The organism is Sphingobacterium sp. HJSM2_6, from assembly GCF_049316305.1.
Lineage (GTDB): Bacteria > Bacteroidota > Bacteroidia > Sphingobacteriales > Sphingobacteriaceae > Sphingobacterium.
Window position 1 is genome coordinate 272,548 of record NZ_JBMOXB010000002.1, and the last position, 15,030, is coordinate 287,577.

Here is a 15,030-nt window from a genome sequence, read left to right on the forward strand (position 1 = left end):
ATCCATAGATGAAACAATCGAAATTATTAGATGGACCAAAGTTTCAGATTATGCTCAAGCGATTGGCTCAGCAATTAATTGAAAATCATGGAGACTTTAGCCAATCCGTCATTATCGGAATTCAACCTCGCGGAACCTATTTAGCCAAAAGATTAGTTCAAGAAATAAAGGAAATGACGAACGTCGAAGTTCCAGCAGGAGTGTTGGATATCACGTTCTACCGGGATGATTTTCGCATGAAAGGAGCGAGCCCATTACTTGCCAATAGTACTCAAATAGATTTTATTATTGATGGTAAGGATGTCATTTTGCTGGATGATGTGCTGTGGACTGGTCGTACCATACGGTCAGCCATGGATGCGATTCAAGCTTTTGGACGTGCTGCACGTATCGAATTAATGGTGTTGGTAGATCGTCGTTTTAGCCGACAAATCCCCATTCAACCCGATTATATTGGTATTCAAGTGGATTCAATTGATTCTCAAAAAGTGATTGTAAGCTGGAAGGAAGTCGATGAACAGGATAGCATCGTTTTGATTACAGAAAAAAAATAGTGAACTCATATTTTATTGACCCATGTCAACATCTGAACAACTTAGTACTCGTCATTTATTAGGGATTAAAGATTTAAATAGTCATGATATCCAGTTAATTTTGGATACCGCCTCTAATTTTAAAGAAGTACTAAATAGACCGATTAAAAAAGTTCCCTCACTAAGGGATATTACCATAGCGAACGTTTTTTTTGAAAATTCTACACGGACTCGATTGTCTTTTGAGTTAGCAGAAAAACGATTGTCTGCAGATATCGTGAATTTTGCAGCATCATCTTCCTCCGTGAGTAAAGGAGAGACCTTGATCGACACCGTAAATAATATCCTTGCCATGAAAGTGGATATGATTGTTATGAGGCATCCATACGCAGGGGCAGGAGTTTTTTTGAGTAAACATGTGAACGCTCAAATTGTAAATGCTGGCGACGGAGCTCATGAACACCCAACGCAAGCTTTATTGGATTCTTTCTCTATTCGGGAACGCTTGGGCGATGTGGCAGGAAAGAAAATTGCTATTATCGGTGATATTCTGCATTCGCGCGTGGCTTTGTCCAATATTCTTTGCTTACAAAAACAAGGTGCAGAGGTCATGGTGTGTGGACCAACGACTTTAATTCCAAAATATATAGGCTCTTTAGGGGTTAAAATAGAACATGATTTAATGAAGGCGCTTAATTGGTGTGATGTGGCCAACATGTTGCGAATCCAATTAGAACGCCAAGATATCGCCTATTTTCCGACCTTGAGGGAGTATTCTATGCTATATGGATTGAATAAACAAATCTTAGATTCTTTGGATAAGGAAATTGTAATTATGCACCCCGGACCAATCAATAGAGGGGTGGAGATTACTTCTGATGTAGCGGATAGTGCTCATTCCATTATTTTGGATCAGGTAGAGAATGGTGTAGCTGTTCGAATGGCCGTATTATACTTATTGGCAGGACAACGGGGATAGCCGTTTTAAGGAACATATTTGAAAATCGGATCTGGTATTGACCAGATCCGATTTTTTGTATCAGTATATAATTAAAGGTGTTTTTTTATTTTTCTATAGGTTACGCTGATGCTTTTGAAAAATGGAAATCCCTTTGATTTTTCATGAAAATATTTTAGGATTTTTTGGATTTTGTTAAATATCGTTAAATACAGGTAGTTATTAACAGGTGTTAACAACTTTTGAGGAAAACATTAAGTTTATCCATTATTTTCGTAAGTTGAAAGAGTTCTATCATGATGCATAGGATTTTAGTAAAAATTTGATTTTTGAGACGCATTCACTTAAAGGATTATTCAGTAGTATGTATAAAAAAGTTTACCAGATAGGTGTGGCCTTGAGCTTATTGAGTATGCCAGCATTGGCTCAACATTCAGCTTGGCAAGAGGTAAATAAGGCTTATAAAGAAGGCTTGGAATTATTTGAAAGAGGAAAATTCAGTTCTGCCTCTAAACAGTTTGACTTAGTTGAACAACTTCGTACTAAATCCTCCTTGCAATTGGATGAAACGGAAGAGTTGAGTCTATTGAAAGAGAATGTACGCTTTTATCAGTCTGTGTGTGCCTTGGAATTGGGAGAATCTGATGCAGAGCATCAATTCTTAAAGTATATAAGGGATTACCCCGCAAGTGCAAATTCGAAGGCGGCTTATTTTCAAATCGGTAAATCTTATTATACGAAAAAAGATTATGCCAAAGCAATAGAATGGTTTGAGAAAATTGACAGTAAGAATTTAGCAGGTGCAGAGAATGTAGAATACCGTTTTAAATTGGCGTATTCTAAGTTTATGTTGGCGGATTATGAAGCTGCTAAGCCTGTATTTACCCAACTAAAAGATCAGAATAGTCCGTATCAAGAGGCTTCTATCTATTATTATGCTTATTTAAGTTATTTAGATCAGGAGTATAAAACGGCCTTGAATGAATTTGAACGTTTGGAAGGATCGAAAGCTTACGAAAATAGCTATCCGTACTACATCACTGCCTTATACTTTTTGGATAAACGTTATGACGATGTGTTAAATTACGCATTGCCGAAATTGCAAACGACGAAGCAAGAGAGTGAAGCAGAAATGTTTCGTATTGTAGCAGCGACTTATTTCATCAAAGGTGATTTAACAAAATCAAAAGAATATTACGATAAGTTCCAAGCTCAGGATCAAGGGAAGACCCAAAATAATCAAGATAATTACCAAATAGGTTATATCAACTATAAGCTTGGCCACTATGAGAAAGCCATTGCTGAATTAAGTAAACTTGAGGAACCTGATGCTTATTACCAAAGTGCGATGATCACATTAGGTGACTCATACTTGAAAACAGGAAACAAGCAAGGTGCACGTAATGCCTTTTTTAGAGCTTCAAAATTGGATTTTGATCCACAATTGAAGGAAGAAGGTTTATTTAACTACGCGAAACTTTCTTATGATTTAGAGTTTCACCAGGTTGCCTTGGATGCGGTTCAAGAATACATCAAAACTTACCCTAACAATAAAAGAGTTGAGGAAGCAAATACCTTACTTGCTGAAGTATTGTTAAGTACGAAAAACTATCGTGCAGCTGTTGATGTGTTGGAGAATTTGAAAAACAGAGGCAAAGAAGCCAATGCAGCCTATCAAAAGGTTACGTATTACCGTGGTTTAGAATATTATAATGAACGTGCTTTTGAAAATGGAATTTCCATGTTCATGCGTTCGGAAGCAAACCGCTATGATGAAGAAATATATGCTTTATCCGTTTATTGGAAAGCGGAGGCTATGTTTGAAGTGAGAAAGTATAAAGAATCAGTAGCGAATTTTAATAAATTCTTACAACTTCCTGCGGCAAGAAAAACGGACGTTTATAATTATGCCAATTATGCATTAGCCTATGCTGCTTTTAGAAATGATAATTACAGCACTTCGGCAAATTATTTTGAGCGTTTCTTGTCGGGTGGTGGAAAAGATGGTATCGACTTAAATACGCGTAATGATGCTATTGCAAGGGCTGCAGATTCTTACTTGGCTATTAAAAACTACAGCAAAGCATCTAATTATTACGATCGTTTAATTGCTTCTGGTGCGCAAAGCCAAGACTATGCCTTATTCCAAAAAGGAATCTTATTAGGCTTACAAGGGGATAATTTGGGGAAAATAGGAACATTAAATGCTGTAATGTCCAAATACCCTAAATCAAATTATGCAGATGATGTTGCTTTTGAAATTCCATATACTTACTTTTTAATGGGAAACCATGAAGAGGCTATTGTGGGTTTGCAACAAATGGTGGATCAATATCCGAGAAGTTCTTATGTGCCTCGTGCATTGGTGACTATCGGTTTGGTTCAATACAATAAAGATGATAATGAGGGGGCTTTGGCTACCTTTCAACGTGTTGTAAATCAATATCCGACAACAGATGAAGCGAAACAAGCGCTGGGTTCTATTGAAAATATTTACTTAGATAAAGGGGATGCTTCGGGATATATCCGATATGCTACAGGTACTAATATCGGGGATTTAAGCACGGCTGAGCAAGATGCTCATACGTTCTCCTTGGCTCGTACGTTGTTTGATCGTGGAAATTGGCAGGGTACAGTGGAAGCTATCCATGCTTATTTCGATAAGTTCCCTAAGCCTATTCAAGAGAAACATGCTCGGTTCTTACGTGCAGAAAGTTACGCCAACCTGGGTAAGGATCAAGAAGCTTTACATGATTTCAATATCATCATGAATGATTGGACTTCAGCGTATACAGAGCGTACCTTAGTTTCTGTTTCTAAATTACACCTTCGTAATAAGGCTTATAATGAGGCTGTTCAGGTGTTGAAAAAGTTAGAATTGACTTCGGAATATAAAGAGAATTACGGCTGGGCAGTGAATAATTTACTTGTAAGTTATTACAATATAGGTGATTATGCGGAAACCTTAACTTATGCAAAAATTGTTAAAGAAAATGGCAAATCATCGGAAGAAGATATCGCTAAAGCGCATTTATATGCTGCCAAAGCCTATTTAGCAACCAGCAAAGGTGCTGATGGCATGAAAGAGTTGAACTTAGCGGCTTTAAAATCTAAAACAGAAACAGGTGCCGAAGCAAGATACTTAGTTGCAGAGCAACAAGTGAAAAATAAAAACTATGATGGTGCTATTAAATCTGCATTAGATATTTCAGATTCGTTCTCCTCGTATGACTTTTGGGTAGCGAAAGGATTTATTTTAATGGCGGAAGCTTATTTGGCGAAGAATGATAAGTTTCAAGCTAAATCTACCCTGCAAAGTGTAATTGAAAATTACGAAAATCAGGAGGATGGAATTTTGGAAACTGCTAATAAACTATTGGAACAAATTAAATAAGAATAGGAAAAGATGAAGTTGAATACTATTATAAAACAATCTGCTATATTAACCTTTTTTATGGGGATGGGGTTATCAGGATATGCACAGCAAGATCCTGATCGTCCAGTAACGCTAGATTCTTTTGATATCGTTCGTGATTACCGTCCTATTCTTGCGGATGCTGTTAAGATACGTCGAAGTCCTGATATGTCGAATAAAAGGGAATATATGCCTAAATTAAATTATGGGCATGTTCCTGATAAAAAATTAGATATTAACACGGGTCTTCAAGATTTGAAGATCATGGAAACCCCGTTTTCCCAAATCTTTGATTTAAAAAGTAACTATGCAAAAGTTGGTATTGGTAATTTTAATACCATCTTAGCGGAAGGTTATTTTGCCGTAGAAGAATATGAAGATATGCGTTTCGGTGGATTTGTAAAACATTTGGGCCAAAAAGGAACCTTGGAAGATCAAAAGTCTTCTAGACAAGAGATCGGTATTTTTGGACGTAGGATATTACCTATGTTTACGTTGAATGGATTGGTTGGCTATAATGGATTTGGAACTCGCTTTTATGGGGTACCTTTTGCCGTGGATGGCACAAGCTTAAATCCTAGTAGAGAAGCGCAACGTTTTAACGATATCTTCTTTTCTGGAGAATTAACTAGTAATTTTGACCCTAAGAATGAGGATGCTGTAAGTTATTCGGCTAAAGCGGATGCTTATACCTACAGCGATAAATATGATGCTAAGGAAAGTTCCATTGCCTTATCGGGTTATTTGAATAAACGTGTTCGTGCATTTAATGTTGGTGCCAATGTAGAATTGGATTACAATACGATTAATGGTACCAATACAACAACTGGAAAATTGAATAATTCGATCGCTGCAATTAATCCTTATATTCGTTTTAAAGGAGCTAATTACAATATCACCTTGGGTGCAAATATTGTGTCTGAATTTGGAGATAGCTCTAAATTTAATATCTTTCCTGAGGCAGAAATAGATTTCTCATTAGTACCTGAGTATTTCTACATCTTTGGAGGTGTTAAAGGTGGGGTAGAAAAAGGTTCTTATCGTGACTTTAGTAGAGTAAATCCTTATTTGGGACCAAAATTTAATATTCAGAATACGACGGAACGTATGAATATTTATGGTGGTATTAAAGGGAATGCAGGCGCTACATTCGGTTATAAAGTGAAAGCGTTTTATAGAAAATTAGAAGGTCTTCCTCTATTTGTAAATAACAAGCAAACCCCTTTTAATTTCGATTTAATCTATGATGGAGATGCTGATAAAGCGGTAAAACATGTGGGTATTGAAGGGGAAATCAATGTAAGACTTTCAGCTTTAGTTAATCTAGGTGGTCGTTTAAATATTGATAATTATACCATGGCAAATCAAGATGCGGCATGGCATTTACCAAAGATGAGATTAGCAGCGAATGCAAGATTTAATATCTCTCAGAAATTGTATATTGATGCGGAAGCTTTATTCCATGGCTTAACCTATGCGAAAGAGTTGACTTATTTGGATGCAACGACTCCTGCTCCTGATTTTAATAGAAGCAATGTAGACTCCTTTTTGGATTTAAGTGCTGGCGCTGAGTATAAAGCAACTAAACAATTGGGTATTTTTGTCAAAGCAAATAATATATTAAATACAGAGTATTCTAGATATTTATATTATCCTAAATTAGGTTTCAATATTTTAGGTGGTATTAATTTTTCATTTTAGTAAGACAAATTATAACTTTGCACGATCTTAATAGAAAATGGAATTAGGTAAATATATTTGGCAGCTGTTAAAGCATAGAAACGAAGTGTATGTGAAGGGCTTGGGTGTGTTCAGACGGATTCATACTTCTTCTGTGTTTGATGAGCAAAAAGAAGTGTATTTGCCACCTGTTAGTTATCTAGAATTTGATAGTCAGTCTGTTCAAGGGGTAGATTTAGTGGAATATGTTCAACAAACGAATCAATCCACTAGGGCAGATGCGGAAGAACAGGTTGCTGCAGAGGTATTACAACTCTTTGAAACTATAAAGGACGCTGGTTCGGTTCAATTGAATCACCTAGGGCAGTTTATAAAACATGGAAGTTCTATTGTTTTTAAGCCGGAAGATTTAAGTTCATTTAATTATCAACCTATAGTAGGAAGTGCGAAACAAGAAACAACAATTCCTGAACCTGTGTCTGCGCCAATTGAAGAGCCTTTGGTAAAGCAAGAAGTTAAGGAAGAAGTAGAGTTAGCAGAAGATCCAAAACCTAATGCTGATGAACCTGTACTTGCTGTGGAGCCTGAATTGGTGGAATACGATCAACCAAAGAAAAGTTTGGCAGTATATATTTGGGTAACTTTGATCGCTTTGGCTGTTATTGGGAGTTTGTTTTACTATAATTCGCTGAAAGATAAAAAGATTGAAGAGGTAGAAAACTTACCTTTGGACTCGATTCAGGATACAAAAGTTGATAGCACTAATATACTACCTGTGGATACTACTTTAACTGTTAAAGTAGACTCCTTAGTAAAACAGGATAGCGTTGCTAAAGTAGAGAAGAAACCATTGATTCCTGCCAATCATAAATACCTCATTGTTATTGGTACACATGCTACTTTAGCTCAAGCTTATGAACAAGCGGAATCTTTTAATAAAGCTGGTATAAAATCAGTACGTGTCATTCCTAGCAACTTGGCACACAATAAAAAGAAAGTCATTTGGGATTCTTATGAAACCAATACTCAAGCAGATTCTGCCTTAAGATATGTTCAGAAACGCTATGTCTCAGATGCTTGGAAACAACCATTAAAATAAGTAAATCAATCAAAACAGCATAAATAGTTATTTAATTATGTCATTAATTCAAACACCTACGTTACTTGATTCATTAAATCAAGGGCAACCACAAGCTATAGCAGTAGCTATTCAAGATGATTTAAATCTAATTCAACTTCTGATGAAGGGTGGATGGATTATGATTCCAATCCTATTGTTATTCTTTTTAGGCTTAATCATATTCTTTGAGCGGTATATCACCATCAGTAAAGCTGGTAAAACGGAAGGTGGTCTACTCGCACAAGTAAAAAGTAATGTGATGTCAGGTAAGTTGGATGCTGCAATTGCAGTATGTCGTTCTAGTAATTCGGCTTTATCTCGCATGTTGCAAAAGGGATTGACTCGTGTAGGTCGTCCAATTAAAGATATCGAGGGAGCTATTGAAAACCAAGGTAAATTGGAAGTATCTCGTTTAGAAAAGAATATTAACATCTTAGGGATCATAGCAGGTATTGCTCCAATGCTTGGATTCGTAGGAACTATATTCGGGGTAATTCAAATCTTCCGCGAAGTTGAGATTGCAGGTGGTATTGATATTGGTTCAGTATCTGGAGGTTTATATGTAAAAATGATTGCCTCTGCTTCAGGATTAACTATTGGTATCCTAGCATATATTGGCTATCATATTCTAAATATGATGGTGGAGCGTTTAATCTTACGCATAGAAACTGATGCCATTGAGTTTATTGATTTATTAGATGAGCCAAGTCATTAATCGCTTTCTCATAATTAAATAAAACAGAAAGATGAATTTAAGAAATAGAAGAAACAGACCATCTGCAGAAGTTCATACTGCTGCATTAAATGACATTATGTTCTTTTTAATGTTGTTTTTCTTGTTGGCTTCTGCAGTATCAAATCCACAGGTAGTAAAACTATTACTTCCTAAATCTAGTGCAGGAGAACAGTCTGTTGCAAAGAAAACGATGACCATTTCTATAACAAGTGATCTTCAATATCATGTGGACAAACAAACAGTTCCATACGAATCATTAGAAGCTTTAATTCAATCTAAAGTAGTTACTGGTGAAGAATTGACGATTATGTTATATGTGGACAATACAGTTCCTATTCAGAACGTATTATCGGTGATGGATGTGGCTAATAAATTGAAAATCAAAGTTGTTTTAGCTACGGAAAAGATAAAAGAATAAAATAGTTTGCTAAACTATTTTAATCAACGTAAGTCAAATCGTATAGGTTAGAAAATATGTATTATAATCAATATCAAGAGGAAAACAATTTACCTAAAGCATTAGGTATTTCGACATTGGTTATGGCGGCATTGGCTGCTATTGGTTTCTTTATTGTGTTCAGTCAAAATACACCTGATTTTGGTATGGGAGGTTTAATCGTAAATTACGGTACAGCTCCCGAGGGAATGGGTGAGGACTATATGAGTGTGGATGAACCATCGATGGATGAAAATGCCAATAATGTAAAACCAGATAAAATAGATCCTGTTACTACGCCAATACCAACACCATCCCAACAAATAGCTGATAAATCGGTCGTAACACAAGATGTTGAGGATGCGCCTGTGGTGCCTAAATCAGAAAAACCTGTCAAGGCCAATGCTGATCAATCGACTGTAGAGAAAAAGAATGCCACACCGGCAGTAAATCCAAATGCTTTATACAAAGGTAAAAAGAACAATGCACAAGGTTCAGGTGATGGTACTGGTTCAGTACCAGGAAACCAAGGTTCCGCTCAAGGAGACCCTTTAGCATCTAATTATGGTGAGGGGGGATCTGGATTTGGAAATACCATGTTGTCTTTAGAAAATAGAAAGTTTGTGGTTCGTCCTAATGTGGAAGACAATGGACAACAAACGGGTATAGTAAAAATAGAATTTACAGTAGATAGCCGAGGCAATATTATCCGAGCGAGACAAGCTAGGGGTACTACGATTGCCGACTATAAATTGGTGAACAAGTGTATTCAAGCTGTTCAAAACTCGCGTTTGAATGCCTTAGAAAATGCTCCAGATTCTCAAACTGGACTAATCACCTTCCGATTTAAAGTAAGATAATCTTTTAGATATGAAAACATTTGCAGAGGTAATCGAGTATTTATATGCTCGGTTACCTATGTTTACCCGTGATGGGGCTTCAGCGATCAATCCCGATGTGGATAAAACCTTGTTATTTTGTGAAGCTTTAGGAAATCCTCATCATCAGTTTAAATCTATACATATCGCAGGAACCAATGGAAAAGGCTCCTCATCGCACATGTTAGCTGCTGTATTACAAACAGCGGGCTATAAAACTGGCTTATATACTTCCCCACACTTGGTCGATTTTCGCGAACGAATACGATTAGATGGTGAAATGATTCCTCAACAATTTGTTGTTGATTTTGTCAATCAGCATTTGTCTTTAATAGAGACGCTACAACCATCCTTTTTCGAAGTTACAGTTGCCATGGCCTTTCATTACTTCGCTATACAGCAAGTAGATATCGCGGTTATAGAGGTCGGATTAGGTGGTCGATTAGATAGCACGAATATCATAAGACCTGAAATATCGTTGATTACTAACATCGGTATGGATCATATGAATATTTTAGGCAATACCTTAGTAGAAATCGCAGGGGAGAAGGCGGGAATTATTAAAAAGAATATCCCTGTGGTGATATCGCAAAAACAAGCGGAAATTTCTTTCGTATTTGACCAAAAAGCAAAAGTAGAAGAAAGTCCCATTACCTATGGCAATGATTGTTTTGAAGTGCTTAATCATCAATTACTCGATGACTATCTTAACGTTCAACTAAAGAACAAGCAAACAAACCAGCTTATTGAGGTAAAACTAGATTTAACAGGATCATATCAATTGAAAAATATAATTGGCGTATTAACAATTATAGATAAATTAAATTCCTTAGGATATTCTATTACCGAAGAACAGAAATTAGCAGGATTAAAAAACGTTCAAAAACGTACAGGACTTCAAGGAAGGTGGCAAACACTGAGTAAAGAACCATATATCATAGCCGACACCGGTCATAATGAAGATGGCATACAGGAGGTGTTGAAGAATTTAGCAAAAATAGATTATAAGCAATTGCACATCGTATTTGGGGCCATGCGTGATAAAGATTTGTCGCATATCTTACCAATCTTACCGGCATCCGCACAATATTACTTTGCAGCACCAGAAATGCCGAGAGCGATGCCTGCCGAAGATCTGCAAGCAATAGCTTTGGACTATCACTTAAAAGGAAATGCATATCCATCTATAGGGCAAGCATTCGATGCCGCAAAACATCAGTATCGACCAGGAGATTTAATATTTATAGGGGGCAGTACCTTTGTGGTTGCAGAAATATTAACTAATCATTTTTAGTCAATTCCCCACGAATATTTTGTTGAATATAATGTGCCACATCCGCTTGACTACTTAATTCCCCCTGAAGATACATTAGCTTCGTTATAGCGGACTCAAAGGTCATATCATAGCCATTGAGAATCCCAATAGCTTTAAGGCCTTGAGAGGTCTCGTAACGGCCCAGTTCAACAGAACCCACTTTACATTGAGATATGTCTAAGATGTTTTTCCCACTTTGAATACAAGCAGACAGCGAATCCAAGAACCACTGATCAGTCATGGTATTTCCGGTTCCAAAAGTTTCCATCACAATACTTCGAACATCTGAATTCAGAACCGACTCAATAGTTTCCTTGCGGATTCCAGGAAATAGCTTCAACACAGCCACGCGATTGTCTATTTGATTATGGCAAATAAACTCATTATCGGTGTTGTCCAATAGCATTTCTTCGTTGTATCGGATATGAATACCCGCTTCAGCCAGAACAGGGTAATTGGGGGAGCGGAAAGCTTCAAATTTATCCGAATTGTATTTGAAAGAACGATTTCCTCTAAATAATTTATTATCAAAAAGTATACATACCTCTTGAATGATGGACTTTCCATTTTTCTTTGCCGATGCAATTTCTAAAGCCGTCATCAAGTTTTCTCTAGCATCCGTTCGAATCTCTCCAATGGGTAGTTGAGACCCAGAAAGAATAACCGGTTTCTGTAAGCCTTCAAGTAAGAAACTCAACATAGAAGCAGAAAAAGCCATGGTATCCGATCCATGCAAGATGACAAATCCATCGTATCGCTCATAATTATCACGAATGAGCTCCGCCATTTGCACCCAGATATGAGGCTTCATATTCGAGGAATCAATGATGGGCACAAAAGAATGGATCGTTAATTTATAATTTAATCTACTTAAGTCAGGTAGATTTTTTTGTATTAATTCAAAATCAAAAGGAATGAAGGTGCCAGATTCAGGATCCTTAACCATTCCAATTGTTCCACCTGTATAGATGATAAATATATTATACATGAATTAGATGTTAAATATTTGTTTTGAGTTACTTGTCGTAATAGCAGCAAGCTGTTCTAAAGACATTTCTTTCAAGTCAGCTACTTTCTGAGCAATATGAATTAAATAGCTGCTTTCGTTTTCTTTTCCTCGGAATGGCATTGGTGCCAAATAAGGTGCATCAGTTTCCAAGACCAGGTGTTCCACATCGATTTCTTTGATAACTAAATCAAGGCCTGCTTTTTTAAAAGTTACCACTCCACCGATTCCTAATTTAAATCCCAATTGTATAGCACGATGCGCTTGCGCTAATGTGCCCGTAAAGCAATGGAAAATTCCAAACAACCTGCCGTCTTGTTGCTGAGTTAGAATTTCAAAAACTTCATCAAAAGCCTCCCTACAATGAATACTAATCGGCAGGTTTAAATCTTTAGCCCATTCTATTTGACGATTGAATGCGTCTTGTTGGATAGCTAAGGTAGACTTATCCCAATATAAATCAATTCCGATTTCGCCGATAGCATAAATCTGAGTGTTTTTAATTTTCGAAGCGATATCATTTAACACAGTTTGGTAATCCTCCTTGACGCTGCAAGGATGCAAACCTAACATAGGAAAACAATGTTCAGGAAAAGCCTCGACGGTTTGGTTCACTAAAGAAATGGAGTCCAAATCTACATTTGGAAGGAACAGTCTTTGAATACCATTCGCAAAGCAACGTTCCATTTGATCGTTCAATTCAGAAGTTCCTGCTTGGTAATAAATATGCGTATGCGTGTCGGTTAAAACCAGGTTTTCAGCTGCTTGCTTTATGTCCATGGCCCCAAAGTTAAGATATTGTTATCTAAACTATTTATTGCAAATAAAAAAATCGCAGTTTTTCAATAAAAACTGCGATTCATTATTATTCTTATAAAGATTTCCTTATTTTACCGTTGGAGCACCTTCAATAACTGGAGCACCTTGACCTACTGGAGGAGCTAATGGATTAGGCTCTTCTTTAGGACCAGCAATGATGTCTACTACTTCTACATCAAAAATTAATGGTGCATATGCAGGGATAGAGTTTTGTTGTTGACGCTCACCATATCCTAATGCTGAAGGAATAATTAACGTTGCTTTACCACCTTTTTTCAACAATTGAAGACCTTCCGTCCAACCAGCAATAACTGGAGTATGACCTACACGAACGCGCAATGCTTCATATGGCTTCATTGGATGGAAAATGCTGTTTTTCTTAGCTACTTCTGGATCGCTAGTGTCAAATATTTTACCGTTGGTTAATCCACCAGTGTAGTTAATAACTACGGTATCACCTACTACCGGGTTTGCACCAGTACCTTCTTCTTTAATTACGTATTGTAATCCAGAAGCTGTTTTCTTAGGAGATAATTTGTTTTTTTCTACGTAGCTGCTGATTTTACCTTCTTCAGATTTTTTCAAAGATTCAATTTCTGCTAAATAGTATTTATTTACTTGGTCAAATAAAGCAGAATCAGTTAGATTACCTTTTTTGAACACTTTTTTCACTTTAATTGTAAATTGGATGTATTTATCAGCGAATTCTGGCTTTGGTTGACCAGTTTTAGCTGCCATAGTATCTAAGTTAAGACGGAATATAGCGCTATCGCCTTCACCCAACATTTTTAGCATGGTATTGTTATCTCCAGGGTATCCACCTTGCATCAATGAATCTGGAATTACTGGAGCTATTTGAGACATTCCTAAATCATAAGTGTTTGCTAACACGGAGTCACGGTCTGTTGCAACAATTAAATCCATTGCAAGGATATCGCCACCCACTGCTTTTTCACCACCGTTGTCCTTCAAAAATTTGTATTCAAGGCCACCCTCAGCTTTTTTAAAATTTTGGCAAGAGGCGAATAATAAGCCTGCAGCTGCCGTTAATACTAAAATCGATTTTTTCATTTTTCTATTTATAACGCTTAAAATATGCTTAAGTTAAAAATTCTTTATATGCTGGTAAAATTGATTTAAAGCGATTTACCACCTCGCCAATTTCATCATTCGAATTGCCTCCTGCGGCATTTAAATGACCACCACCATTAAAATACGTTCTACAAATCTCATTGCAAGGAATATCGCCAGTAGAACGCAAAGATAATTTAATTATTTCAGTTCTATCTACAAATAAACCCGCTAGTCGAATGCCTTTAATGGATAGTGCATAATTCACTAATCCTTCGGTATCGCCTGTCGTTACATTAAATTTAGCTAGGTCTTCTTTGGTTAAAGTAAACATAGCCGTATGGTATTCTGGTATAACTTCTAAGCAGTTTAATAAACAATAGCCTAAGAATTTCAATCGATTCTCGGTAGAACTATTGTAAATATGTTCATGAATTTCCCAGTTCCGAGCACCCGCATCTAACAATTTAGCGATAATATGGTGTACTGCGGAGGTTGTATTCCTAAATCGAAAAGAACCAGTATCCGTCATGATACCTGTATATAAACAAGTAGCCATATTGGCGTCTACAGCATCTACATCCTTACACACTTCAGTAATAAAGGTATAAATCAATTGAGCCGTCGCTGCGGCATTCGAATCCCAATATTTAACCACAGCAAAATCTTCAGGCTCTAAATGATGATCGATCATCCATTTTGGTGCCTTAGCTTCGCGAATTATGGGTTCCAATAGATTAGTTCTTGATAGCGCACTGTAATCTAAACAAAAAATAAGATCTGCCTCATCAAATAATTGTTGACCATAGGTCGGATTCTTTGAAAAGAAGACTAGCTCTTCCCGTCCGGGGATCCAATCTAAGAAGTCAGGAAAATCAGAAGATAATACGACGTGAACTTCATGACCTTTTTTCTTTAACCAATAATATAAACCCAAGGATGAGCCTAAGGCATCACCGTCTGGCTTATGATGGGTGGTAATGATTATCTTTTTAGGTCTGGTTAATTCTACTAAATATTCTTCTCCTACTAACATACGTATTTTGTGAATGCAAACCTAAGG

At 36.7% G+C, this 15,030-nt stretch carries 13 protein-coding genes; 9 read left to right on the plus strand and 4 right to left on the minus strand.

Annotated features, from left to right (window positions below):
• Nucleotides 1-8 precede the first annotated feature (8 nt).
• The 9 genes from pyrR to ACFRAE_RS03700 all read left to right on the plus strand — a co-directional run bounded on the left by pyrR (nt 9) and on the right by ACFRAE_RS03700 (nt 11,050).
• The gene (pyrR, locus tag ACFRAE_RS03660; RefSeq protein ID WP_422795758.1) at nt 9-554 is read left to right on the plus strand and encodes a bifunctional pyr operon transcriptional regulator/uracil phosphoribosyltransferase PyrR; all 546 of its coding nucleotides are present in this window, start codon (nt 9-11) and stop codon (nt 552-554) included.
• Between the two features lie 22 nt (nt 555-576).
• Nucleotides 577-1,512, plus strand: coding sequence for an aspartate carbamoyltransferase catalytic subunit (locus tag ACFRAE_RS03665; RefSeq protein ID WP_422795759.1), 936 nt, complete (start codon nt 577-579; stop codon nt 1,510-1,512).
• A 343-nt stretch (nt 1,513-1,855) separates the two neighbouring features.
• Entirely contained in the window at nt 1,856-4,885 is a 3,030-nt protein-coding gene (locus tag ACFRAE_RS03670; protein ID WP_422795760.1) for a tetratricopeptide repeat protein, read from the plus strand.
• A 12-nt stretch (nt 4,886-4,897) separates the two neighbouring features.
• On the plus strand, nt 4,898-6,607 hold the full coding sequence (locus tag ACFRAE_RS03675) for a hypothetical protein (RefSeq protein ID WP_422795761.1): 1,710 nt from the start codon (nt 4,898-4,900) through the stop codon (nt 6,605-6,607).
• A 37-nt stretch (nt 6,608-6,644) separates the two neighbouring features.
• A complete protein-coding gene (locus ACFRAE_RS03680) occupies nt 6,645-7,685 on the plus strand; it encodes a hypothetical protein (RefSeq protein WP_422795762.1) in 1,041 nt (346 codons plus the stop codon).
• 37 nt (nt 7,686-7,722) lie between these two features.
• Nucleotides 7,723-8,421 (plus strand): MotA/TolQ/ExbB proton channel family protein, encoded by a 699-nt coding sequence (locus ACFRAE_RS03685; protein WP_422795763.1) that lies wholly within the window; start codon nt 7,723-7,725, stop codon nt 8,419-8,421.
• 31 nt (nt 8,422-8,452) lie between these two features.
• Nucleotides 8,453-8,860, plus strand: a complete 408-nt coding sequence (locus ACFRAE_RS03690; RefSeq protein ID WP_422795764.1) for an ExbD/TolR family protein — start codon at nt 8,453-8,455, stop codon at nt 8,858-8,860.
• Between the two features lie 56 nt (nt 8,861-8,916).
• Complete coding sequence (locus ACFRAE_RS03695; RefSeq protein ID WP_422795765.1) at nt 8,917-9,738, plus strand: energy transducer TonB; 822 nt, start codon at nt 8,917-8,919, stop codon at nt 9,736-9,738.
• A 10-nt stretch (nt 9,739-9,748) separates the two neighbouring features.
• Nucleotides 9,749-11,050 (plus strand): bifunctional folylpolyglutamate synthase/dihydrofolate synthase, encoded by a 1,302-nt coding sequence (locus ACFRAE_RS03700; RefSeq protein WP_422795766.1) that lies wholly within the window; start codon nt 9,749-9,751, stop codon nt 11,048-11,050.
• Here ACFRAE_RS03700 and ACFRAE_RS03705 read toward each other — a convergent pair.
• The 4 genes from ACFRAE_RS03705 to ACFRAE_RS03720 form a co-directional block, all read right to left on the minus strand.
• Complete coding sequence (locus ACFRAE_RS03705) at nt 11,037-12,059, minus strand: type I asparaginase (protein WP_422795767.1); 1,023 nt, start codon at nt 12,057-12,059, stop codon at nt 11,037-11,039. The two genes, ACFRAE_RS03700 and ACFRAE_RS03705, sit on opposite strands and share 14 nt — an antisense overlap.
• Nucleotides 12,060-12,062: 3 nt before the next feature.
• Entirely contained in the window at nt 12,063-12,857 is a 795-nt protein-coding gene (locus ACFRAE_RS03710; protein WP_422795768.1) for a TatD family hydrolase, read from the minus strand.
• Between the two features lie 105 nt (nt 12,858-12,962).
• Nucleotides 12,963-13,967 (minus strand): FKBP-type peptidyl-prolyl cis-trans isomerase, encoded by a 1,005-nt coding sequence (locus ACFRAE_RS03715; RefSeq protein ID WP_422795769.1) that lies wholly within the window; start codon nt 13,965-13,967, stop codon nt 12,963-12,965.
• A gap of 28 nt (nt 13,968-13,995) precedes the next feature.
• Nucleotides 13,996-15,003 (minus strand): DHH family phosphoesterase, encoded by a 1,008-nt coding sequence (locus ACFRAE_RS03720; RefSeq protein WP_422795770.1) that lies wholly within the window; start codon nt 15,001-15,003, stop codon nt 13,996-13,998.
• Nucleotides 15,004-15,030: the final 27 nt, after the last annotated feature.